The 23,959-nt window shown below is 72.6% G+C and carries 19 protein-coding genes; 9 read left to right on the plus strand and 10 right to left on the minus strand.

Features of this window, described 5'->3' with window-relative positions; genetic code table 11:
* Positions 1–346: 346 nt before the first annotated feature.
* Positions 347–967 carry an XRE family transcriptional regulator gene (locus AB0I21_RS18230; protein ID WP_360562437.1) on the minus strand — a complete coding sequence of 207 codons (621 nt, stop codon included), beginning with the start codon at positions 965–967 and terminating at the stop codon, positions 347–349.
* A 114-nt stretch (positions 968–1,081) separates the two neighbouring features.
* On the opposite strand from AB0I21_RS18230, the gene AB0I21_RS18235 reads away from it, so the two are divergent.
* On the plus strand, positions 1,082–1,291 hold the full coding sequence (locus AB0I21_RS18235; RefSeq protein ID WP_360562666.1) for a hypothetical protein: 210 nt from the start codon (positions 1,082–1,084) through the stop codon (positions 1,289–1,291).
* On the opposite strand, the gene AB0I21_RS18240 is transcribed toward AB0I21_RS18235, so the two are convergent.
* The 6 genes from AB0I21_RS18240 to AB0I21_RS18265 all read right to left on the minus strand — a co-directional run bounded on the left by AB0I21_RS18240 (position 1,230) and on the right by AB0I21_RS18265 (position 6,776).
* Positions 1,230–1,901 (minus strand): IS5 family transposase, encoded by a 672-nt coding sequence (locus tag AB0I21_RS18240; RefSeq protein WP_360562439.1) that lies wholly within the window; start codon positions 1,899–1,901, stop codon positions 1,230–1,232. The two genes, AB0I21_RS18235 and AB0I21_RS18240, sit on opposite strands and share 62 nt — an antisense overlap.
* Before the next feature lie 80 nt (positions 1,902–1,981).
* Complete coding sequence (locus AB0I21_RS18245; protein WP_360562441.1) at positions 1,982–2,593, minus strand: hypothetical protein; 612 nt, start codon at positions 2,591–2,593, stop codon at positions 1,982–1,984.
* A 34-nt stretch (positions 2,594–2,627) separates the two neighbouring features.
* Entirely contained in the window at positions 2,628–3,860 is a 1,233-nt protein-coding gene (locus AB0I21_RS18250) for an MFS transporter (protein ID WP_360562443.1), read from the minus strand.
* 143 nt (positions 3,861–4,003) lie between these two features.
* Positions 4,004–4,810, minus strand: a complete 807-nt coding sequence (locus AB0I21_RS18255) for a HEAT repeat domain-containing protein (RefSeq protein ID WP_360562444.1) — start codon at positions 4,808–4,810, stop codon at positions 4,004–4,006.
* 21 nt (positions 4,811–4,831) lie between these two features.
* Positions 4,832–5,494: a response regulator transcription factor gene (locus tag AB0I21_RS18260; protein ID WP_360562446.1), complete on the minus strand. Its 663-nt coding sequence runs from the start codon at positions 5,492–5,494 to the stop codon at positions 4,832–4,834.
* A 214-nt stretch (positions 5,495–5,708) separates the two neighbouring features.
* Positions 5,709–6,776: a sensor histidine kinase gene (locus AB0I21_RS18265; RefSeq protein WP_360562448.1), complete on the minus strand. Its 1,068-nt coding sequence runs from the start codon at positions 6,774–6,776 to the stop codon at positions 5,709–5,711.
* A 113-nt stretch (positions 6,777–6,889) separates the two neighbouring features.
* On the opposite strand from AB0I21_RS18265, the gene AB0I21_RS18270 reads away from it, so the two are divergent.
* The 4 genes from AB0I21_RS18270 (at position 6,890) to AB0I21_RS18285 (ending at position 14,035) form a co-directional block, all read left to right on the plus strand.
* Positions 6,890–9,718 carry a PAS domain-containing methyl-accepting chemotaxis protein gene (locus AB0I21_RS18270; RefSeq protein WP_360562450.1) on the plus strand — a complete coding sequence of 943 codons (2,829 nt, stop codon included), beginning with the start codon at positions 6,890–6,892 and terminating at the stop codon, positions 9,716–9,718.
* Positions 9,715–11,226 carry a chemotaxis protein CheW gene (locus AB0I21_RS18275; RefSeq protein ID WP_360562452.1) on the plus strand — a complete coding sequence of 504 codons (1,512 nt, stop codon included), beginning with the start codon at positions 9,715–9,717 and terminating at the stop codon, positions 11,224–11,226. The genes AB0I21_RS18270 and AB0I21_RS18275 overlap by 4 nt, the downstream gene beginning before the upstream one ends.
* Entirely contained in the window at positions 11,177–11,941 is a 765-nt protein-coding gene (locus AB0I21_RS18280; RefSeq protein ID WP_360562454.1) for an aminotransferase class IV, read from the plus strand. The genes AB0I21_RS18275 and AB0I21_RS18280 overlap by 50 nt, the downstream gene beginning before the upstream one ends.
* 93 nt (positions 11,942–12,034) lie before the next feature.
* A complete protein-coding gene (locus tag AB0I21_RS18285) occupies positions 12,035–14,035 on the plus strand; it encodes an MMPL family transporter (protein ID WP_360562456.1) in 2,001 nt (666 codons plus the stop codon).
* Between the two features lie 178 nt (positions 14,036–14,213).
* On the opposite strand, the gene AB0I21_RS18290 is transcribed toward AB0I21_RS18285, so the two are convergent.
* Positions 14,214–16,352 carry a discoidin domain-containing protein gene (locus AB0I21_RS18290; RefSeq protein WP_360562658.1) on the minus strand — a complete coding sequence of 713 codons (2,139 nt, stop codon included), beginning with the start codon at positions 16,350–16,352 and terminating at the stop codon, positions 14,214–14,216.
* Positions 16,353–16,627: 275 nt separating this feature from the next.
* Here AB0I21_RS18290 and AB0I21_RS18295 point away from each other — a divergent pair, with 275 nt between their 5' ends.
* The 4 genes from AB0I21_RS18295 to AB0I21_RS18310 all read left to right on the plus strand — a co-directional run bounded on the left by AB0I21_RS18295 (position 16,628) and on the right by AB0I21_RS18310 (position 20,232).
* Positions 16,628–17,539, plus strand: a complete 912-nt coding sequence (locus AB0I21_RS18295) for a hypothetical protein (RefSeq protein ID WP_360562458.1) — start codon at positions 16,628–16,630, stop codon at positions 17,537–17,539.
* A 35-nt stretch (positions 17,540–17,574) separates the two neighbouring features.
* Positions 17,575–18,762, plus strand: coding sequence for a HEAT repeat domain-containing protein (locus AB0I21_RS18300; protein WP_360562460.1), 1,188 nt, complete (start codon positions 17,575–17,577; stop codon positions 18,760–18,762).
* A gap of 5 nt (positions 18,763–18,767) precedes the next feature.
* Positions 18,768–19,148, plus strand: coding sequence for a VOC family protein (locus AB0I21_RS18305; RefSeq protein ID WP_360562461.1), 381 nt, complete (start codon positions 18,768–18,770; stop codon positions 19,146–19,148).
* 112 nt (positions 19,149–19,260) lie between these two features.
* Positions 19,261–20,232 (plus strand): hypothetical protein, encoded by a 972-nt coding sequence (locus AB0I21_RS18310; RefSeq protein ID WP_360562463.1) that lies wholly within the window; start codon positions 19,261–19,263, stop codon positions 20,230–20,232.
* A 352-nt stretch (positions 20,233–20,584) separates the two neighbouring features.
* Here the strand turns inward: AB0I21_RS18310 and AB0I21_RS18315 are convergent, their stop codons facing one another.
* Together AB0I21_RS18315 and AB0I21_RS18320 are read right to left on the minus strand one after the other, a co-directional pair.
* Entirely contained in the window at positions 20,585–23,398 is a 2,814-nt protein-coding gene (locus AB0I21_RS18315; protein ID WP_360562464.1) for an Hsp70 family protein, read from the minus strand.
* Between the two features lie 34 nt (positions 23,399–23,432).
* Complete coding sequence (locus AB0I21_RS18320; RefSeq protein WP_360562466.1) at positions 23,433–23,909, minus strand: group II truncated hemoglobin; 477 nt, start codon at positions 23,907–23,909, stop codon at positions 23,433–23,435.
* Positions 23,910–23,959 lie beyond the last annotated feature (50 nt).

A 23,959-nucleotide genomic window follows, 5' to 3' on the forward strand; every position in this document is an offset into this window, starting at 1 on the left:
GCGCGCGGCACAGGCGCTCGGCAAGGAAGCGATCCCGGCCATCGTCCGCGAGACCCGCGACGACGCGATGCTCCGCGACGCGCTCCTCGAGAACACCCCGGCCTGAAGGCCGGAGTATCCACGGAAGAAATCCGATGACCGTTGCCCATCGGATACGGCAGCACGCGGGTGCGGATGTCGTGGACCAGATCGGTCAACGGCCGGCCCGCTGCGGGCAGATCCTGACGCATCAGCCAGCTACGGTCGGCCTCCGTCACCGGTTGCCAGACCGGCCGGTCACGGACGCCACCCAGATGATCGGCCGTGACGTCGGCGGCGAGCCGGCCCGCACGCCTCAGCTCATCCATCACCGCTCCCTGCCCGGCCAGGCCGCGTGCGGCCCGGCCGTCCCGAGGTCCATCACCAGGTAGTAGACGCACTCGACGTCCCCGCTGTTGGCGAACGCGTGCCGGCAGTCGCCGGGGTAGTAGACCGAATCGCCCGCCTCCAGCGTCGATGCCTGACCGTCGATCGTGAGCGTGAGACGGCCCGACTCGACCGCCACGTATTCGCGCGAGCCCGGACGGTGCGGCGAGAACTCCCCGGCATCGACGCCGGGTCCCAGCACTGTGCGCATGAACTCGAACTCGACGCCGGGCAGCACCGGCGAAAGGATGCGCCGCTCCCACCCCGCGGGGTCGCGGACCACCCGCTGCTGTCCGTTGCGCAGCAGCACGAACGCATTGCCGGCAGGCTCATCCAGCAGGCGGGAGATCGACGTGCCCAACGCCGTCGCGAGCCTGTCCAGGACCAGGACGGTCGGCGTTTTCGTGCCTCGCTCCACATCCGACACCATGCTGCGGCTCACGCCGCTCAGCTCAGCCAACTGCTCCAGCGCGAGCCCTTGCGCGCGCCGCCGAGCCCGAATCCGCAACCCCAGCTCAGTCATCGACAACCCGCTGGAAAGGAAGCCCGCACCGCCAGCCACGAATACACTATAGCGGACATGCATCCACTATCAAGGATAGTGGAACGACGACCGTACGACCGGCCGTCGCTGGGAGTGCCCGCTCTGGGGCCTGTGTCGAGACCGTAGCGATGGGTGGTGCTGGTCGGCCTCGGCGGCGGGTCATGGGCCGAGGGTGTCGACGCTGATGCGGCGTATGCGGCCGTTGACGCGTTTGTGCGGGTCGAAGCCACGTTCGACCTGGTTGCGGCGGCGGTGGGCGACACGGTCGAAGGTCGGTGGCCTACCGCTGGCGCAGCCGCGTCGCTTCCGGTCGGCGATCTGGTCGTTCGGGTTCTGGGATGACCGTGGCGATGTCCCGTGAACGCAGCAGGCTCTGGTTGGCCCAGGATGCATAGGCCTCGTCACCAGTCACTGAGTCCGGACGTTTGCGTGAGCGTCCGGACCGGCGAGGATTCGCCACCGACACCTGCTCAAACAACGGCTCCAGCTGGCGGGTGCCGTGCGGCCAGAACCCGCCGCGCCCGTCGGACAGGGTGTGCACCCTGGTGGTCAGCCCACCACGGGACCGTCCGATCCCTTGCCATGCCCTCGACTCGTCACGGTCGAGCCCCCCTTGTGGGCACCGGCCGCGTGGTGGTGTGCCCGGACGACGGTCGAGTCGATCTGGGGCATCCCAGTCGATGTCGCCATCCGCCTCGGCGAGCGCGACGACCCGTTGCTTGAGCATCGCCCACGTCCCGTCAGCGGCCCACCGCCGGAACCGCTGGCGCGGCGTCTTCCACGGCCCATACCGGTCCGGCAGGTCACGCCACGGCGACCCGGTCCGATTCACCCAGCAGATCGCATTGAGAACCCGCCGGGAATCACGCCACCGCCCACCACGAACAGGCTGCGCCGGCAACAGCGGCGCCAGCACAGCCCGCTCCTCATTGCTCAGATCACCACGAGCCACACCCGCTCAACGATCCAGACCCATGATCCGCGTGACAGCACCTGGTCGTGGTGGCTGGTCACGTCCCGTCGGGGGTGCGGTCACTCGATGGCGTCGATCAGCCTGACCCGCTCGTGGAGGCCGCGGCGCAGGCTGACGGCGCGCTGGAGGGACAGCGGGGGTAAGCGGAGCTTGTGGTCGCGCCAGTGGACGAGATCGAGGTGGGCGGCGGCGGTCGGGCCGAAGTCGGTCGGGGCGGGCTGGTCGGCGGCGGGGCCGACTCCACCGACCCACTCCACGCGGGCGCCGAGCATCGCTCTTCCCCACCAGTCGCAGAACCAGTCGGCCGGGGCGACGGGCTCGACCAGGCCGTCCAGCAGCAGGTCGCCGACGCGGCGGGCGTCGGCGGCGGAGACGACCAGGTCGAGGTCGCCCGGGGTGAGCGGGAGGCCGCGGACGGCGAGGGCGGCGCTGCCGGTGAGCCACCAGTCGACGCCCGCGGCATCCAGGCGGCGGCAGACCTCGTCGAGTGCGGTGTCCCACGGGACCGGGTCCAGGCCGGCGGACTGGCGCAGCATCAGGACGACCAGGCGGGCGAAGTTTTCCCAGGCGCGGTCCAGGTGCGGGGTGTCCGCCGGGAACCGCTTCAGCCAGTGGCCGTCCTCGCGGGTGAAGCCCGCCTTGCGCACCGCGGGGACGAGGGGGTCGGCCACCTGCGTGAGCCGGAACTCCGAATGTGAACCTGTGTCATGCCGGACCGCCACCGCTTCCATGCCGTCGATACCACCACACGGGTATGACAAAAACGCCGAGGGCGATCGTCGCGGCCGCGCAGGCAAGCAGGGTGGGGCGGGCGCCGAGCAGGGCGACGAGCGGGCCGCCGAGCATCGTGCCGAGCGGGACCGCGAGCACGAGGACGGCGCCGTTGGCGGCGAGGACCTGCGGCAGGTCGGCGGCGGGCGTGGTGCGCTGGAAGAGCGCCATCGACGTCGCCATGTACGGTGCCCAGATCGCGCCGGCGAGCGCGAAGCTGCCGATCGCCACCGGGGTCGGCACGTCGAGGCCGAGCGGCAGCATCGCGGTGCCGAAGGCGAGGACGATGCCGATGGTGGTCGGCCACAGTGACAGCCGCCGCAGGTATCCCGTGACGAGGCCGCCGAGCAGCGCCCCGGCGCCGAACGCGGTGTAGTAGGCGCCCAGGAGCGTCGCCGAGCCGTGCAGGTCGGTGGCGACGTGGATCGGCATGGCGACGTAGAACGGGCCGAACAGGAAGAAGAACGCGAACGACAGGGCCAGCAGGCCGAGCAGCGTGCGGTCGCGCCGCAGGGCGGCGAACCCGGCCCTGGACGACGAGCCGTCGGCCGCCGGAGCGCCCGGCGGCACCGCCAGGCGGTAGGTCAGCGCGAGCACCACGAAGCTGGCCGCGTCGATCGCGATGACGGTCGCCGGGCTGGTCCAGCCGATGAGCAGCCCGGCGAGCGGCGGCCCGGCGATGGTGGCGCCGTTGGCGATCGTGGTGAGCACGGCGTTCGCCGGCAGGTGGTGTACTGGCGGCAGCAGCTCCGCGATGAGCGTGTAGTGCCCGGCCGATCCCCACGCCGCCAGCAGCGACGAGACGGCGAGCAGCGCCACGTACAGCGGCAGGTGCAGCGCGCCGAGCGCGGCGGCGAGCGCGATCGCGCCGAGGGCGGCCGCCCGCAGGATGGCGTTCCACCCGGCGAGCTGGGCGCCGCCGCGGTGCCGCAGGAACCGCCCGAAGAGGACCCCGCCGGCGGCGCTCGGCAGCGAATACGCCGCCCCCGCCACCGCCACCCAGGTGCCGCGATGCTCCTGCGGGGCGAGCTGCAACGCGAGCCACGTGACGGCGACGAGGGACATACCGTCGCCGAGCGCGGAGACGACGAGTCCGGGCAGGATCCGGCCGAGCTTCGGATGGCTGACGACGGGCCAGTACGGCGACGAACGGACTCCGATGCTCATCCGCCCACTCGACCGCGCCCGCAGCCATCGATCAAGAGCGGTTCACCGGTGGCGGAATCCGCCCACAGCCGAACCGCGACCGGCGCGGCCCACATCGGCACCCGGCGGCCGACGGCGGCCCACAGGCGGAGCCGGCGGTGGAATCAGCCCGCGGCCGAGTCGGCGGAGCCGGCCGCTCGCGCCGCCACGGCGGCCTGGATGCGCCGCAGGGTGCGCAGGGCCTTCTTCGCGGCGACGTCGACGCGGCCGTCGAAGACCGTGGCGGCGTGGTCGGTCGCCATGAGCCGCTCGAGGATCGGGGCCGCGAACGAGTCGCCGGTGGAGCCCAGCGCGACCGCCGCCCAGTACCGCACGTTGGGGTCGGCGCTGGTGGCGGCCTCGGCGAGGCGGGGCAGCACGGCTGGAGTGAAGCGGGCAAGGTTGCTGGCGATGTAGCCGATCCGGGGGAAGCGCCGGTGCTCCAGCTCGTGCCACAGCGCCTCGAGCGCCTCGGGCCCGCCGATGTCGGCGAGGGCGTCGGCGGCGTACTGGCGGGGATGCTCCTGCGGGTCGCGCAGCAGCGGCGCGAGCGCGGGCACCACGGACGCGTCGCCGAGCCGGCCCAGCGCGCGGACGGCCTGCTCGCGGATGTTCCAGTCCCGGTCGTCCAGCAGGTCCAACAGGGTCGGCACCGCCTCGGTGAAGCCTCCGGCCGCGCAGCCCATGGCCGCCCACGCCTGGCAGTTGTAGCGGGTGTCGGCGAGCGCCGCGAGCAGCGGTTCGCGCAGCGACGCGTCGACGAAGGCGTCCGCGCGGTTCAGGGCTCTGGTGTACAGCGAGCGATGGTGATCCTGGTAGTCGCGCACGACGGCGCGGACCGTCTCCGCCGCGGCGGGGTCGACGGGTGCCCGGTCGAGCAGCTCGTACAGCAGCTCCTCGCGGTCTTCCAGGGTGCCGGAACGCAGATCCACCGACCACACGCTACACACGTCTCACAGCGGGGTTGCGGGGCGGACCAGCCCGGACTCGTACGCGACGACGACCGCCTGCACGCGGTCGCGGAGGCCGAGCTTGGACAGGAGGCTCGAGACGTGGGTCTTGACGGTGTGCTCGGTGACGAACAGCTCCGCGGCGATCTCGGCGTTGGACAGGCCGCGCGCGACCTGGCGCAGCGTGTCCAGCTCGCGCGGGGTGAGGGCGGCGAGCGGGGTGAGCGTCGCGACGACGGGCGCCCGCTGGCGCAGGACGTCGGCGATGAGGCGGCGCGTGACGGTCGGCGCGAGCAGCGACTCCCCCGCGGCGACGGTCCGCACGGCGGCGACGAGCTCCGTGCGGTGCATGTCCTTGAGCAGGAAGCCGGAGGCGCCGGCGCGCAGCGCGTCGTAGACGTACTCGTCGAGGTCGAACGTGGTGAGCACGAGCACGCACGTCGCCGGTGAACAGGCGCTGATCTCCCGGGTGGCGCCGATGCCGTCGAGGTTGGGCATGCGCACGTCCATGAGGACGACGTCGGGGTGGTGCGCGCGGGCGGCGGCCACGGCCTCGACGCCGTCGGCGGCCTCCGCGACGACGGTGATGTCGGGCTGGGAGGACAGGATCATGCACAGGCCGTCACGCACGAGGGCCTGATCGTCGGCGACCACGACATTGAGCACAGCCGTCAACCTACCCGCGCCGGACCCGACCGGGCAGCGGCCACGACACCCGGCGGGCAGCACGGCCACCGCAGCGCCCGGGCGGCCGATCCGGGCGGGCCATCGCCGGCCTGTACCGGCAACGCCACCGGACGCGACGGCACCCGGCCGCCAGGACGGCGACACGCACACGCCACCGCACACGACCCGCCAGCCGGCACGGAGCGCACGCGGGTCAACCGGCCACGGCCGGCAGCAGCGCGGACACCTCGAAGCCCGGGCCGGGCTCGGCGGGCCCGGTGCGCAGGGTGCCGCCGGCCGCCGCGACCCGCTCCGCCATCCCGGACAGGCCGTGGCCGCCGGGTTTGGGGGTGCCGCCGCGGCCGTCGTCGCGGATCCGGACGCGTAAGGACGGGCCTTCCGCGGCCAGTACAACGGCGACGTGACGCGCGCCGGCGTGCTTGACGGCGTTGGTGAGGGCCTCCTGCACGACCCGGAACGCGGTCGCGCCGACCTCGGCCGGCACAGGCGGGACGGCGTCGCGGGTGAGGGTGACGTCGAGGCCGGTCCGGCGGGCGCGCTCGACCAGCGACGGGACGGCGTCGAGGCCGGGCGTCTCGGGGCGCTCGTCGCGCAGGACGCCGAGGGCGTGGCGCAGCTGCACGAGCGCCTCGCGGCCGGTGCCGGCGATCGCGTCGAACGCCGCCTCGGCGCGCACCGCGTCGGTGCGCACGACGGACGCGCCGCCCTCGGCCTGCACGACCATCAGGCCGACGGAGTGGGCGAGGACGTCGTGCATGTCGCGGGCGATCCGCGCCCGCTCGGCGGTGGCCGCGCCGGCCTGCTCCTCGGTGAGGCGCAGCGTGCGCTCCTCCAGGAACGCGATCCGGTCGCGGCGGGCCCGCATGCCGGTGCCGAGCGCATAGGCGGCGACGAACATCATCCCGACGTAGGCGAAGGACGGCGGGCTTTCCTGCGGCACGACGAGGGACACGGTGACCCCGATGGCGGTGCCGGCGGCGGCGAACAGCCGCCATCCGGGCGTGGCGAGCTCGGCCCACGTGTAGGTGGCCACGAGCTGGCCATAGGGCTGGTCGAACAGGTGGTCGGTGACCGAGAGCCAGGTGGTGCCGACGCCGCAGGCGAGCGCGACGAGGATCGGGGCCTGCCGGCGCCACAGCAGCGGCACGGACGCGACCAGGGCCAGCGCGACGTCCAGGGTCGTGCCCCATAGCACCGCCGGATACACGCTGGCGGCGGTGACCGCGACGGTGATCAGGATGTCCACGGCCCGGATGCGCATGGCAGCCATTGTCATCGGCGCCCGGTCCGGGCGCCTCAGTCGTAAGAATGGTTCCTCTCAAGGCGGGTGGGCCGCGGCCGAAGATCAGGACGAAGCGCACCCGAGGAGCAACCGTGCCGGAACCGATCAGCCTCGTGAACGACAGCCACACGCCGGCGCTCGCGGAGGCATCACTGAGCCTGCTGGTGCAGGAACGCATGATCGTCGTGCTGAACGCGAAGAACGGCACGGTCGTGTCCGTGAACGACCGGGTGCTGGAGACGACCGACCTGCCGCCGGCGGACCTGGCCGGCAAGCGGCTGGAGGAGATCTGGCACCTGCAGTCGCAGATCATGGACCAGCTCCTGGACAGCGCGCGGGCGGGGCGGTTCCTGGAGCAGGTGACGTCGATCGTCGACAGCGGCGGGCGGCAGCGGTGGCTGCGGTTCAACAGCGGGCCGGTGCGCGGCGCGGGCAAGGAGCCGGACGCGATCCTGCTCACCGCGTATGACATCACCGACGACCGGCGCGTCCTGGCGGAGCTGCGCGGGCGCTACACGGCGGTCGACCGGGCGCAGGCGGTCGTGGAGTTCGACCTCAACGGCGAGGTCATCGGCGCCAACGAGAACTTCCTGAACCTGACCGGCTACTCGCTCGGTGACGTGGTCGGCAAGCACCACCGGATGTTCGTCGACGAGGCGTTCGCCAACAGCGCCGAGTACGCCAGGCTGTGGGAGCGGCTGGTCCGCGGGGAGTCGGAGAGCGGGGAGTTCAAGCGGATCGGGCGCGGCGGCCGGGAGGTGTGGCTGCGGGCGAGCTACAACCCGATCCTCGACCTGGAGGGCCGCCCGTACAAGATCATCAAGTACGCGATGGACGTGACCGACCAGAAGCTGCGCACGGTCGAGTTCGAGGGCAAGGTCGCCGCGGTCGACCGGGCGCAGGCGGTCATCGAGTTCGAGCTCGACGGCACGATCCGGCAGGTCAACAAGCACTTCCTCGACGCCACCGGCTACACCGCCGACGAGCTGATCGGGCAGCACCACAAGATGCTGGTCCCCGAGGACGAGGCCCGCGGCACCGGCTACCGCAACTTCTGGCAGAAGCTCGCCAAGGGCCGCTACGAGGCCGGCGAGTACCGGCGGATCGGCAAGAACGGCCGGGACGTGTGGTTGCAGGCGTCCTACAACCCGATACTCGACCTGGAGGGCCGCCCGTACAAGATCATCAAGTACGCCACCGACATCACCGCATCGAAGCACCGCAACGCCGAGTACGAGGGCAAGGTCACCGCGATCGACCGGGCGCAGGCGGTGATCGAGTTCGACCTCGACGGCACGATCGTGGACGCGAACCGCAACTTCCTGCACCTCACCGGTTACACCAACGTCGACGAGGTGCGCGGCAGGCACCACCGGATGTTCGTCGACCCGGCGCAGGTCGGCGGCGACGAATACCGGATGTTCTGGGAGGCCCTGTCGCGCGGCGAGTTCCAGACGGGCGAGTACAAGCGGATCGGCAAGGGCGGCAAGGAGGTGTGGCTACAGGCGACGTACAACCCGATATTCGACCTGGAGGGCAACCCTTACAAGATCGTCAAGTACGCCACCGACGTCACCGCGCAGAAGTCCCGCAACGCCGAGTTCGAGGGCAAGGTGGCGGCGCTGAACCGGGCCCAGGCGGTCATCGAGTTCGACCCCAAGGGCATCGTCCTGGACGCCAACCGCAACTTCCTGGACCTGTTCGGCTACACGATCGACGACCTGCGCGGCAAGCATCACCGGGTCTTCGTCGAGCCCTCGGAGGCGGCCTCGGAGCAGTACGAAGAGTTCTGGGGACGGCTGCGGCGCGGCGAGTACGACACCGGCGAGTACAAGCGGATCGCCAAGGACGGCCGGGAGATCTGGATCCAGGCGTCCTACAACCCGATCCTCGACCTCGACGGCCAGCCCTACAAGATCGTGAAGTTCGCGGCGGACGTGACGGCGTCGCGGCTGCGCAACGCCGAGTTCGAGGGCAAGGTCACCGCGATGGACCGGGCGCAGGCGGTCGCCGAGTTCGACCTCGAGGGCAACATCCTGAACGCCAACGACAACTTCCTGCGCACCATGGGCTACACGCTGCGCGAGATCGTGACGCAGCACCACAGCATGTTCTGCACCCAGGACTACATCACCTCGCCGGAGTACCGGGACTTCTGGCTGCGGCTGAGCCGCGGCGAGTTCCTCGCGGGCCGGTTCCACCGGGTCGGCAAGTACGGCCGCGACGTGTACCTGCAGGCCACGTACAACCCGATCTTCAACCTCAAGGGCGAGCCGGTGAAGGTCGTCAAGTACGCGCAGGACATCACCGAGCAGATCGCCCTGGAGCACCGGCTCACCACGAAGACCAGGGAGATGAGCGGCGCCATCGACGACCTGTCGACGTCGATCGCGCAGATCGTCGGCAACGCCGGCCACGCCAGCGAGCTGGCCGGGGAGACCCAGTCCAACGCGCAGCGCGGCTTCGAGGAGCTGCGCAAGTCGATCGACGCCATCGACCTGATGGAGCGCTCCTCCGACCAGATCGCGGCGATCGTGCAGGTCATCGGCGAGATCGCGTCGCAGACGAACCTGCTGGCGTTCAACGCCTCGATCGAGGCGGCCCGCGCCGGCGAGCACGGCGTCGGGTTCTCCGTCGTCGCCGGTGAGGTGCGCAAGCTGGCCGAACGGTCCTCGGAGTCGGCGCGGGAGATCAGCCGGCTCATCGTGGAGTCGGCGACCCGGATCAACCAGGGCGCGCAGGTGGCGCACCGGGCCCAGGACGCGTTCGAGGAGATCCTGCGCAGCGTCGGCAAGACCTCCGAGTCGATCCACCAGATCGTCACGTCGACCCGCCACCAGCAGGAGACGTCGAAGACCGTGAACACCCTGATCGGCGACCTGATCGGCGCCGCGCCCACTTCCGGTGCGGCGATGACATGACCGGGACGCTGTACGGGTTGTTCACCGTCGCCGACGTGCAGGTGGCGCTGCCGCTGTCGGAGCTGCGCGAGGTGATCCCGTGCCCCGCCGCGTTCGACCCGCTGCTCGCCGTCGCGCCCGGCCTCGTCGGCGCCGTCAACCTGCGTCACCAGGTGATCCCGGTGCTGGACCTGCGGCTGCTGCTGGGCCGCCGGGAGGCCACCGACGCCGAGGTCGTCGTGGTCGTCACCTACGACGGGTCGGTGTTCGGCCTGCTCGCCAACGTGGTCCGCGGCGTCGTGCTCATCGAGGACGACGCGCACCTGGACATCAGCGTCAACGCCGACCTGCCGCTGTTCAGCCGCACGTTCGAGCGGCTCGACGACAGCGCCGTCGTCAGCGTCCTGGACTGCGCCGCGGTCAGGCACACCCCGGGCATGGTCCTCGCCGCCGACACCGGCGGGCCGAGCGGCGCGGTCGCCCAGGCGCAGCAGGCGGCGGCGGGGATCTCCGCCGGCGGCCGGCGCATGATGATGCTGCTGCGCTGCGGCGAGATCGGCCTGGCCGTCGACGTGTCGCACATCCACTCGGTGGTGCCGGAGCTGGTGCTCAAGTCCTCGCCGCTGGACGGCCCCACGATCCACGGCGTCGTCCAGCTCGGCGACCGGTTCGTGCCGACGGTCGACACCCTCGCCGTGCTGGGCCTCGGCGCGCTCACCCCGGTCGACGTCAAGCGCGGCGTGTCGCTGTCGTTCGAGCGGGGGCTGCTCGCGTTCGCCGTCACGGAGGTCGTCAGCATCATCGCGGTGCCGGACGCCGACGTGCTCCCGATGCCCGGGTTCGGCCTGCCCGCCGCGGGCCACGCCATCGGGATCCTGCCCGGCCAGGAGGGCGGCTCCTACCTGGTGCTCGACGGCGCGGCGCTGCGGGCGGACGAGGACCTCGGCACGATCGCCGCGCTCGGCACCCCGGTCGGCGGCGCGCCGCCCGTGACCCGCGTCGCCGAGCGCCCCGAGGCGGCCGACCCGCGCTTCGACGGCCGCGCGATCGAGACCAGCGTGCGGAAGTTCCTCACGTACGACGCCGGCGTCGAGCTCGCCACGCCGCTGACCCAGATCAGCGAGATCGTGCCGTTCCCCGCCGACGTCATCCCCTTCGCCGGCGGCGGCCCGCTGCGCGGCGTCTTCACCCACCAGCGGGCGACGGTGCCGCTGATCTGCCTGACCGGCCTGCTCGGCGGGCACCTCGAGGTCGACGAGGCGACCGCCCGGGTGCTGCTCGTCGAGGCGGGGGACGCCCGCGCCGGCTTCATCGTGCCGCAGCTGCGCGCCATCGAGGAGTCCGCATGGGAGGAGCGCCGGGGCGGCACCGACCCCGGGGCGCCCGTCAGCCTCGCCGGCAGCCCGCTGGTGAAGATCGACGGCCGGATGCTGCCCCGCATCGACCTGGAGCAGGTCCTGCGGGCTATGGTGGGCGATCATGGACGGTCTGATCCGGCTGGAGATCGACGGGCACTCGCCAACGCCTGAGGAGCTGTACTTCCCGGCGCTGGTCAACTACGGGCACCTGACCGCGCTGCAGGTCCGCTCCGGCCGCGTGCAGGGTCTCGGCCTGCACCTGAGCCGCCTGGCGTCGGCGTCGCTCGCCCTGTTCGACACCGCCCTGGAGCCGGAGCGCGCCCGCTCGCTGCTGCGCCACGCCGTCCGCGACACCCCGGACGCCGCCGTGCGGGTCAACGTCTATCAGCCGGGCCCGGGCGGCCCGCTGTCGGTGCTCGTCGCCGTCCGCCCGCCCGCCTACCCGTCGCCCACGCCGCTGCGGCTGATGTCCGTGCCGTACCAGCGCCCGGTCGCGCACATCAAGCACCTCGGCGGCTTCGGCCAGATCTACTGGGGCAGGGCCGCGGTCGAGCACGGCTTCGACGACGCGCTGCTCACCACCCCCGAGGGCGAGATCACCGAGGCGGCGGTCCACAACATCGCGTTCTTCGACGGCACGCACGTCGTCTGGCCGGACGCCCCCGCGCTGCCGGGCATCACGATGCAGCTCCTCGAGCCGCTCCTGCCCTCCCGCCGCGCCACCGTCACCCTCGAGGACCTGCCGCTCTACACCGCCGCGTTCGTCACCAACTCCATCGGCGTCGCCGCCGTCTCAGCCGTCGACGAGCACGTCTTCGCCGTCGACGAGACCCTCATGGCCGGCGTGCGGCAGACGCTGCAGGACGTCCCCTGGGACGAGCTCTGACGCCACCTCACTCCTGAGAGGGAGGGCGAAGACCGCTCCCCACGGCGAGGTGCCGGCACGGTCACCGCGACCAATATCGTCGGCATGTTCCGGATGTTGACAGCGCTGGCGTTGCGCCGGCCCGTGATGGTCATCGTGTTCTGGGTGGCGGTCGTCGCCGTGGGGTTCGGCGTCGGCGGCGGGGTGTTCATGAAGCTGACCGCGCAGGTCGCGACCGTGCCCGGGTCGGAGACCGAGCGGGCCCTGAAGCTGCGGGACGAGGCCGCCGGGCCGCAGCCGGCGCAGCTGACGGTGGTGGCGACCGGCGGGGTGGACCTGACGGCGGCGCTCGCCGACGTGCGGGGGTTCGACGGCGTCAGCCAGGTCGGTGCGCCGCTGCCGGCCGCCGACGGTCAGGCGACGCTGCTGCAGGTGACGGTCAAGGACGCCGTCGTGGCGCAGAAGGTCGCGGACCGGCTGCGGTCGGCGGACGTGACCGTCACCGGCGGGATGCTCACCGACGCGGAGTTCGGCGGGCAGGCCCAGTCCGACGTGCAGCGGGCCGAGCTCTACACGATGCCGGTCGTGCTGGTGCTGCTCGTGGTGGTGTTCGGCGGGCTGCTCGCCGGGGCGATGCCGCTGCTGGTCGCGCTCGCCGGGATCGGCGGCACGTTCGGGCTGCTCTACGCGCTCAGCTTCGGCACCGACATCTCCGTCTACGCGATCCAAGTCGCCACGATGCTCAGCGTCGGTCTCGCCGTCGACTACGGGCTGCTGCTGATCAGCCGGTTCCGGACCGAGCGCGCGACCACCGGCGACGTCAAGGAGGCGCTCGCCGCGGCGGTGGACAAGGCGGGCCGCACGATCGCGGTCACCGGCCTGACGGTCGCCGCCAGCCTGCTGGGGCTCGCCGTGTTCCCCGACGCGTTCCTGCGGTCGATGGGTCTCGCCGGGACCGGCGTCGTGCTGGTCAACATGGTCGCGGTGCTCACGCTGCTGCCGGCGGTGCTGGCGCTCGTCGGCCGGCGGGTCAAGCCCGCGAAGCCCCGCACGGGCGACGGCGTCTTCGGCAGGATCGCGGTCGCCGTGCAGCGCCGGCCGCTGCTGACCACCGTGGTGACCGCCGCCGGGCTGCTCGCCCTGGCCGTCCCGGCCCTGGACATGCGCCTGGGCAACAGCGACGCGCGGGCGCTGCCGGCCTCGACGCAGACCCGGCAGCAGCACGACCAGCTGGCCGCGCACTTCCCCGAGCTCGTCGGGCCGGGCGACATCGTCGCCGTGGTCCGCGCCTCCGCCACCGACCCGGCGACGCTGCGGTTCGCCGAGCGCGTCCGGGCGGTCCCGGGCGTGACGAAGGTCGAGGTCGAGCCCCTGTCGGCGGCGGTCGCCCTGGTACGGGCCGCGCCCGCCCACCGCCCCGAGACCCCGCAGGGCCGGGCGACGGTGAACGCGGTGCGGGACGTGCCGGCGCCGTTCGAGGTGCTCGTGACCGGTGCCGCGGCCCAGCTCGTCGACTACCGCGGGATGCTGGCCGACTACGGGCCGCTCGCCGCGCTGGTCGTGGTCGCGGCGACGATCGCGCTGCTGGCCGCGTTCACCCGGTCGGTCCTGCTGCCGGTGAAGGCGGTCATGACCAGCGTCCTGAGCATCGGCGCCGCGCTGGGCGTGGTGACGCTGGTGTTCCAGGAGCGCGGCGACCTCGGCATGATCGACCTGACCGTGCCGGTCCTGGTGGCGGCGATCGCGTTCGGCCTGTCGGTCGACTACGAGGTGTTCCTGCTCGCCCGCATCCGCGAGCACCGGCTCACCGGCGCGGACTCCCGCCGGTCGGTGGCGGTCGGGCTGCAGGAGACCGGCCGGATCGTCACGTCGGCGGCGCTGCTGCTCGTGGTGGTGTTCGCCGGGTTCCTGGTCGGCGGGTTCGCCCCGATCCGGGAGATCGGCCTGGGCCTGGTCGTGGCGATCGTGCTGGACGCGACCGTGGTCCGGATGCTGCTGGTCCCGGCGACGATGACCCTGCTCGGGAAGGCCGCCTGGTGGCCCGGCCGGGTCCCGCCCGCGGTCACCGCCGTCCGGGAGGACACCCGTACACCGGCGGCGGCTGCGACAAGGTAGGCCTGACCCGGCTGAATGGGCCCGTCCGGCGCTCCCATGCCGGACGGGCCCTGTCTGCGCGGTCATGAGGAACCTGCCCGGGCCGGTGGCGGCCGACCCGGGCAAGCCTGCTGAGAGCGCTCTCACAGTGTTGTACGTCGATGGAGCAGAAATGTCAAACGGTGTTAACAGAAATCGGTCACGGGAAGCTGACCAGGTACACGGGAACCGTGTTCTGACCCTGCGCCGGGCCGCCGGTGGTGTTGATGACGTGGGCGATCGTGCCCTTGCCGCCGAGTGAGACCGTGAGCAGGTCGTGGAACTTCACGCCGGCGGTGACCGGGGTCTCGAAGCCGTGCTCGGCGACGATCGTGGAGTCCACGTTGAAGTTGCAGTAGCTGCCCATCCCCCACGCCTCGTGGGTCGTCACGCTGTTCGCCACCTTGTACGCGGCGTAGCCCCTCGCCCCGGTCCGCCAGGCGGACTGGCTCGGCGGGTCGTACGGCATCTCGTTCTGGAAGAAGATCGTCCGGCCGCCCTGGCCGTTCCAGACCACCTCGTCCTTCTGGTAGTGCTCGACGAACAGGCCGTAGGCGGAGACGTCGTCGCCGTTGACGATCAGCCCGGTGTCGGCGGTGTTGACGGTCCAGCCGACGCCGGCGCCGTGGTCGGCCCGCCAGGCCCAGATGTGGTCGATGATCGTGTTGTCGGAGTTGACCACCAGGCTGTTGGTCGCCTTGCCGGGGCCGGCGCCGCCGATGCGGAAGAACACGTCCTGCACGGTGGTCGGGTTGGTGGCGTGGCTCGCGCCCGAGCCGGCCGGACCGATCGTGAGCAGCGTGTCGGAGTTGGCCGTGCCGGCGTCGAAGAGCACCCCGGCGATCTTCACCCCGTCGACGTCGGCGACGGTCATCGCGTTGACGCCGTTGTCCGGGATCAGCGTCGGGTACCCCTCACCCAGGATCACCGTGTTGGGGTTGGTCACGTTGAGCGTCTGGTTCAGGTGGTAGATGCCCGGGGTGAAGAACAGGTGCCGTCCGCAGGCGAGGGCCGCGTTGATCGACGCGGCGGTCGCGCCGGGCTGCACGACGTAGAAGCTGCTCAGCGGGATCGACGTGCCCGGCGTCGAGCCGCCCGACCAGGTGGTGCCGGCCGCGTTGGTGCGCAGGTTCGGCACGAACACGTTGTAGGCGCCGCCCGACTGGTACAGGTAGGGCTTCTCGCGGATCACCGGGGTGGTGGGCAGGACGGTGTAGGGCGGGCTCGGGAAGCTGTTCGCCGGGGCACCCTGCACGCCGGAGAACACCATGTTCCACACGCCGTTGACCCAGCCACCGATCGAGCTGTCGCGGGTGTACCACTGCTGCTGCGAATACGGCCCGACACTGCCGTCGATCTTGCTGTCGGCGATGTAGCCGCCGCTGGCCCAGCCGTAGCCGTTGGGCGCCAGGTTGAGCTTGCCGCGGATGTGCACCCGCCGCATCGGCGCGGCCTGCGCCACCGCCCACCGGTCGCCGTTGTTGGCATTGCTCGGCACGATCGACAGGTTCTCGATCGAGCGCCAGAAGTTCTGCGTCGCGTTGCCGCCGAACCAGCCCGCGTCCACCGTCACGTCACCGTTGATGACGACGTCGTCCGGGTTGCGACCCAGGCCGATCACGGACGTGTAGAAGCCCGTGTTGACGTTGATGCCACTGTACGTGCCGGGCTGGAACGCCAGCACGTAGCGCTGCGCACCGAACTGGTTGGACTCCTGCGCCGCGAAGACCTCGTCGACGCGGGCCTGGATGGTGCTCGCCGGCATCGACGGGTCGAACACGATGAAGTTCGGCGGCAGGGTCGGGTTCGCCGGCGGCGTCGGGCAGACCGGCGGCTCGACCGGCGTGCCGCTGTAGACCGCCAGCTCCTTGATGGAGTAGCCGTAGTTGTTGGCCCGCTGCGTGCCGTACACGCGCAGGTAGCGGCCGCTGCCACTGACGGTGAGCGTCTGCGTGCCGCCGGTGCTGGTGGTGGTCGAGTAGATCGACGTCCAGCTGCCGGCCGCGCCGGTCGGCGACACCTCGACGCTGAACGCCTTGGCGTAGGACGTCTGCCAGGTGATGACGACCTGGCAGACGTCGGTGACCGCGCCGAGGTCGACCTGCAACCACTGCGGGTCACTGAAGGCGCTGGACCACCGGGTCGCGGTGTTGCCGTCGACGGCCTTGTTGGGGGTCAGGTTGCCGTTCTCGTTGGACGAGGAGGTGGCGGGCTTGTTGAGCGCGACGTTGGTCGTGCCGCAGGCGGCGTGCGCGACGCCCGTGGTGGCACCGATGGCGGCGACGGTGCCGCCGAGCATGAGTACCGCGCTGAGCAGGGCTTTCGTCACCCTACTTGGGGCATGGGGCATTGGTGCATCTCCCTCAATTGGCGGGGCGGGGACATGTGCCTCGGACGGTAGTGACGCCCCGACAGCGGCGGCAATCGTTTGCCATCCATTTGCCAAACTCGATCTTCGGCGGTCACGTTGAGTCAGAAACCTGACGAACCAGCACCGAGTTGGGGGCCCGGGTGTCATGCGCCCCGGGGGATGCCTACGCTCACCTGCGAATACTTCTCCGGGGAGGAAGACAGATGGCCGTTCACGTCGACCTGCAGGCAACGCCCGAGGTGCTCCGCCAACGCCTGTATGACGGTCACCTTCTGGTCATGACGAAGCTGCCGTCCGTGGCGAAGTTCGTCGACCACGCCAGGCAGCAGCTGACCGAGCTCTTCGCGCCGCACGACCCGGAGCACGCCCACGAGCACTTCGAGCCGGCCGCGATGGCCGCCCTGCTCGGGCCGTGGAAGCCGCGGTTCATCCACGACGAGCGGTCCAAGAAGCTGGTCCGCAACATCATCGAGGAGGCCGGCTTCACCGCCGAGGAGACCCACTTCGACGTGCCGAAGCCCCGCACCTCGTTCCCCGTCGGCCACCTGACCACGGGCGTCGCGTTCGCCTTCCCGTGGCACCGCGACGTCTGGTACTCCGCGCCCAACCAGCAGCTCAACTGGTGGCTGCCGATCTTCCCGGCCCGCGACACCAACGCGATGTCCTTCGACCTCGACCGCTTCAACGCGCCGGTCGCCAACAACTCCGGCGACTTCGACTACTACGCCAACAACGTCGGCCGGCTCACCACCGCCGCGTCGGTCAAGCGGGAGGCCCAGGTCCGCCCCGGCGCCACCGACCACAACCCGCCCAACGAGCTGGTCGTGCTGCCCGCGCCCGGCCAGGTGCTGCTGTTCTCCGGCGCCCACTTGCACCGCTCGACCCCGAACACGTCGGGCCTCGCCCGCTACAGCGTCGACTTCCGCACCGTGCACGTCCCCGACGTCGTCGCCCGCCGCGGCGCGCCGCTCGCCGACACGTACTGCACCGGCACCGCGATCCGCGACTTCGTCAACGTCGCCGACGAGACCCGCTTCGACGAGGCCACCATCCGCTCCATCTACGGTGAGCCCCCGGCGGACGCGATGCTCGTCTTCGAGGCCCCGAAGGCCTGACGCGCGACCACCCGCGTTGTGACAGGGTGGCGCGGGTGACCGACACCAGGGCCGCCCTCGCCACCGTGCTCCACCACGCCGCCGCGGAGCTCGCGGAGCTCGCGAACCGCCCGGTGGACGGCGCTCCCGTCGAGGCCGACGCCCTGGCGGCGGCCCTGGACGCGCTGACCGGATCCGGCGACGGCTCCCTCGTGCCCGAGCTGCACGCGCACCTCGCCCGGTTCCTCGACGAGGGCAACCCCGCCGGCCGGGACCTGATCGCCTCGGTGCTCGCGGCGATCGCCGGTCCGGACGCGCTGCCGGCGCTGCTGGAGGCCGCGGCCCGCGACCTCTCCGACAGCCAGGTGGACCTGGACAACACCATCGCCGAGCTGCTGCGGGCCGACCCCGCCCGCGGGCGCCGGCTGGTGACCGAGTACGCCACCGACGGCAGCGTCGAGCGGCGCCGGGTCGGGCTGCACGCCTTCGGGCACCTGCCGGGCCCGAAGGACATCGCCCTGCTCGCCGCGGCCCTCCACGACCCGGACCGGTCGGTCCGCCTGAGCGCCGCCGGGCAGCTCGACATCGCGGTGCGGCACGACGCGGCGTACGCGGCGCTGGTCGAGGCGCTGCGCAGCCCGTTCGAGGAGACCCGGGCGGCGGCGGTCGAGTCGCTGCGACGGTCCGGGTCGCCCGGCGCCGCCGCCGACCTCACCCCGGCCGCCGACGACCCGTCGCCGCAGGTGCGGGCGGCGGTGGCGAACGCGCTCGGCCGGCTCGGCGGGGCCGCCTCGGTGACCCTGCTGCGCCGCCTCGCCGACGACACCGAACGCTCCGTCCGCGAACATGCCCGGGCCGCGCTCGGCCGCCTCGACGACCTCGGCCCGCTGCTGGCGCTCGCCGACGACCCCGCGTCCGGCAACCGGCGCTCCGCCGCCAAGGCTCTCGGCGCGGCCGTCGACGCCGATCCCCTGGCGGCACGGCGCCTGGCGGAGCTGCTGCGCGACGACGTGGCGGCGGTGCGGGCGGAGGCCGTGAGCGCACTGTTCGCGACCCGGGACCGGGGCCGGTGGGCGCCGCTGGTGCTCGGCCTCGCCGACGACCCCGACCCCGTCGTGCGGCAGCGGGTCGCCGTCATCCTCAGCCACCTGGACCGGGTCGCGGCGGTGCCGGTGCTCCGGCGGTACATGAGCGACAACGACCCAACGGTGCGCTGGGTCGCCTCGACGCGGCTGGCACAATGACGCGGATGCTGACAGTTGGTGCGATCGTCCTCGGCGTCGACGACGTGGCGCGGGCCACCCGCTTCTGGCGGGAGGCGGTGGGGTACCGTCGGCACGAGACCGGGTTCGGCGGTGCCGCGACGATCCTGGTGCCACCGGACGGCGTCGGCACGCCGATCGCTTTGCAGCGCAACGTCACCGCCCCGCAGGCTCACCCGCGGATCCACCTTGACCTGCACGTCGCCGACGCCGCACAGCTGTCGGCCGAGGCGGCGCGGCTGGAGTCGCTCGGCGCGTCCCGTGTGGACTGGGACAGCTATCCGGCCGACCCCGACTTCGTGGTGCTCGCCGACCCTGACGGGAACCGGTTCTGCATCGTGAATCTGGGTCACGTTCCTTCGGCGTAGTCCACGGTGGACACTGCCGCGGATCTGACTGTTGCCGGCAACAGGGTTGTGATGTTTCGGTGGGACAATGTCTGGGTAGCAGGCGAGCTTGCGCGGGGAGAAGGGGGAGCCGATGCGATTGGCCGTGCTTGATGTGGGCTCCAACACCGCGCACCTGCACGTGGTTGACGCCCACCCGGGAGGCCCGCCGCAGTCGGTGTTCCGGCTCAAGGCGCCGACGCTGCTCGCCGACTCCGTCGACGCGGACGGTGCGCTGTCCGACGAGGCCGTGGACCGGCTGGTGTCCGCCGTCATCGAGACCGTCGACGCGTCCCGCCGGCACGCCGTCACCGACCTGATCCCCCTCGCCACGGCGACGATCCGCGACGCCACCAACGTCGAGGAGATCCGCGACCGGGTCCGCGAGGTCACCGGCATCGAGCTGCGCTCGCTCAGCGGCGAGGACGAGGCCCGCGTGACGTTCCTCGCCGTCCGGCGCTGGCTCGGCGACTCCTCCGGCGCGCCCAGTGCGTCCGGCGCGCCCGGCGCGCCCGGCGCGCCCGGCGCGCCCAGTGCGCCCGGCGCGTCCAGTGCCCCGCTGCTCCTGCTCGACATCGGCGGCGCGACGACCGAGATCGCGGCCGGCGCCGGCGAGCAGCCCGGGTTCGCGGTGTCGCTGCCCCTCGGCGCGGCCCGCATCACCCGCACCATGCTGCCGTGCCACCCCGCCCGCCGTCGCGACGTCGAGGCCGTCCACCGGCACGTGCTGCGCTCCGTCCGGCCGTATGCGTCGGCCGTGCCCGCCGGCGCGCTGCAGGTCGCGACGTCGAAGACGTTCAAGCAGCTCGCCAGGGTCGCGGGCGCCGAGGGCCGGCTCACGCTGCGCGGCCTGCACGACTGGATCCCCCGGCTCACCGCGATGCGCCCCGAGGAGCGCGCCGCCCTGCCCGGCGTCGCCGCGAGCCGCTCCCGCCAGCTCCTCGCCGGCGCGGTCATCGCCGCCGCCACGATGGAAGCCCTCGACATCGACCACGTCGACGTCTGCCCCTGGGCCCTGCGCGAAGGCCTCCTGCTCCGCCGCATCACGGAGCTGTCCCACTCCTGAAGCCGGGGCGGCGAGGGCAAGGCCGCGCCGTCCCGCGCCTGTCGTCCTCTCCGCGCTTCCGATGTCAGTGCCGGCGCCGAGACCAACGTCGATGGCGCCGGGACGGGGGTACCGTGCGCCGTGACCTACTTCGCGACCTGACGCCCTACGCCTACGGCGGTGACACCGACACGCCGCGGTATGGCTGGAGCTGCGTGCGCCGGCGGAGTTCATCGAGGCGGTGCGGCACTACGACGCCGGCTGGACGACCCAGCCGGGACCCTGGATCCCCGCCGACGCGGAGCGCCTTTTCTGAGGTGGCCCGGAGCCCGCCCTCGACGAGTAGGCGGCCCCGAGCCGCTTCCCGGTGGGGTCAGGGGCCGTAGCGGCGGGTCGGTGGGGCGGCGGGTTTCGGGCCGGCGGGTTTGCCGGCGGCGGGGGCGAGGCAGAGCTGGGTCTGTTCCTGCATCGCGTAGGGCTGGGCGGGGTCGGGGCACGAGCCGGCCGGGAAGACCCTGGCGGTGACGGTGTAGGCGTCGGGCTCGGTGCAGTCGACGCGGCGGGCCTGGGCGCCGTCCTGGCGGACGCACTGGCCGACCTGGATCGTGGGCAGCTGGTCCGACGGCGCGACGGCGAAGCCGACCCACACGCCGGTGGCGATGGCCACGACCGCGCCGGTGAGGGTGCCGGCGGTGATCTTCGCGGCGCGGACGGCCTTCGACCTGGTGCTGCCGGGCGTGATGTTCGCGGGCTTGCGGCGCACCTTGGGGGCCTTCCGCGGCGCGGTCGTCGCGGGGGCGGGTGCCTGGCCGAACGCCGGCTCGGACCACGGCCAGGCTGACGCCTGCCGCGACGCGCCGGTCGGGTGCTGGTGGGGGTCCACCCACGGGGCCTGGGGCGGCGCGGAGGCCGGGGGCTCGGGCGACCCGGTCGCCGGGTACGTGGTCCACGCCTCGTGCGGGACGAACGTCTCCTGCGAATCCCACGCCTCCTGCTGGTGCCAGGCCTCCTGGGGGGCGTGAGCCGCGTGCGGGGCGGCGTCGCGGGGATCCCAGGCCTCGTGACGAGCCGAAGCCGGGTGCGGGTCCCAAGGTTCCTGGTGGCCGGGTGCCGCGCCCCAGTCGTGCGGGGGCGCGGCGGCGTACTGGTCCGGCGTCGTGCGCGGGTCCCAGTGCTCCCCCTCGGGCGAGCCCCAGGAGTCCTGCGGCGCCTCGTCCGGGGGCGGGGTCTCGTGCGGGTCCCAGCTGTCGCCCGGCGCCGTGGCTGCCTGGGGAGCCGACGCCCGCTGGCGGCCGGAGCCGGGGTGCCTGCCGTACGTCCTGCGCCGGGCGCCCGGCGAGTGGTCCGCGGCGGACGCGCGTGCGGCCGATGCCGGGTGCGCGACGGGAGGCGGCTGCTCGACCGGAGGCTCCGGCTCGGCGTCGGTCACGTGCGAGACGGCGGACGCGTGTGCCCTGGACGCCGGGTGCGGGACGCGCGGCGGCTCCGGCTCCGGAGGCTCGGCGGCCTCGGGCTCAGCGTCGACCACCGCATCAGCCACCTCGTCGGCCGCCGGCGGTCCAGACACAGGCAGCGCCGAAACCGGCGGTCCAGACACAGGCGGTCCAGACACAGGTGGTCCAGACACAGGTGGTGCCGACACCGGCGGCCCAGACACAGGCGGTGCGGAGACCGGCGGGGCGGAGACGGGCGGGGCGGAGACGGGCGGCGCCGCGGCCGACGGTACATCTGCCGGCGACGCAACAGGCGAAGCCGCATCGACCGGTGCAGCCGCCGATGGCACGCCGACGGAGGACGGTGCGAAGGGCGACGGCCCGGCGGTCGGCACGAAATGTGACGGCCCGCCAGCCGGTGCGAAGGGCGACGGCCCGGCAGCCGGCGCGAACGGCGACGGACCGGAGACGGGCGGCGTGAAGACGGGCGGCGACGACACCGGCGGGGCGGAGACGGGCGGTGCGGCGGTGGGCGGTACATCAGCCGCATCCGCAACAGCAGCAGCATCCGCAACAGGAGCGGCATCCTCAGAGGCCGCGTTCGAGGCAGCGGCCGCGGCAGCCGCGCGGGAGGCGGCCGCGGCGGAGACGGTGGCGGCGGTGGCGCGGCGCGGGCGGCGGGCGGCGTTGCGGGGGCGGACCGGCAGGCAGCCGTCGGCGACCGCGAGCGTCGGCCGGCGGTCCAGCGTCGGCTCGAAGCCGAGCCGGTCGCGCAGCAGCCGGGACACGAGCGGGATGCGGGAGGCGCCGCCGATGAGCAGCACGCCGGCGACCTCCTCGGCCATGATGCCCGCCTCCGTGATCGCGCCGCAGGTGGCCTCGACCGTCCGGTCGAGCAGCGGGCGGGCGACCTTCTCCAGATCTTTCCGGTCCAACAGGACCGATTCCTCGAACAGCGGCACCTGGATCGTGGTGGACTCGGCCACGGAGAGCAGCTCCTTGGCGGCGCGGACCGCGTCCAGCAGGCGCCGGCCGGCCCGCCAGTCCTCGACCGTCTGCGGGCGGGTGAGCCGCTCCCACCGGATGGTGTCGTCGGCGAGCACGGCGCCGAGGTGCCTGACGATGGCCGCGTCGAGGTCGAGGCCGCCCGCGTCGGGCAGGCCGCGCTGCGCGAGGACCTCGAACGTCGCGCCCGTCCGGCAGACGACGGCGGCGTCGAAGGTGCCGGCGCCCAGGTCGTACACGATGAGGGACATGCCGTCGGGGACGTCGAGGACGCCGGAGTCGACGACGTGCAGGGCCGCCGCGACGGGCTCGGGGACGAGCCGGGTGGGGCCCAGACCGATCTTCGCGGCGGCGCGGGTGAGCGTCTGCTGCTGGCGGCGGTCCCAGCAGGCAGGATGGCTGAGGGTCACGGTGCTCATCGGCTCGCCCGCGACGCGCCGCGCCTCTGCCGCCACGCGGGCCAGGACCGCCGCGTACAGGTCGGTGACCGGGCACTCGACCCCGCCGAGGACGACGCCGCCGGTGTCGACGCAGCGCTTCGGGTACGCGGCGAGCCGGTCCGGGAACGACTGGCCGAGGGCGAGCGCGTCACGGCCGGCGAGCAGGTGCGGCGCGTTGTCCAGACACGTCGCGGACGGCATGAACTCCTCGCCGTCGAACAGCAGCGGATGGTGCACGCCGTCCGGCCCCGCGAGCACCGCAACGGTGTTCGAGGTGCCGAGGTCGACGCTCAGCTGATAGCCTCCCACCCATTCAGGCTAAATGTCCCACAGGCCCGTTGTCTCACAGTTGGTACGGAGGCGCGACACCCCAACCCCAGCGCGGGACGGGCGCTTCCTTCGGCGGCTGCGCGCCCGGTTGGGAGTTCTCCCGCGCCAGCCTCGTGCCCCACTCCAGGTAGCCCACGAACGCCGCCCGGAACTCGGGGTCGCCGGGCAGGCCGACCTCGTCCGCGGTGTCGAGCATCAGGTTCACCCAGCGGCGCCGCTGCTGTTCGGTGATCGCCCTGCCGAGGTGCTGGCTCAGCATGTACGGGTAGCCGCCGTGCCGCTCCGTGTAGGTGGCCGGCCCGCCGAACACCTCGGCCAGCCACACCGCGACGTGCTCGGCGTGGTGCGGGCTCATGTGCGCGAAGACCGGCGCGAGCACCTCGTCCTGCGGGACCTTGCGGTAGAACGCCTCGGTGAGCTTCTTCAGCGCCTCGGTGCCGCCGGCCCACTCGTACAGCGTCGGTGTCTGGGACGAGTCAACGTCGCTCATGGGAACACCCGACCACACCCCGCGGTTGTCGATCAAGTACGCACCTTCTG

Source organism: Dactylosporangium sp. NPDC050588, from assembly GCF_040654975.1.
GTDB lineage: Bacteria > Actinomycetota > Actinomycetes > Mycobacteriales > Micromonosporaceae > Dactylosporangium > Dactylosporangium maewongense.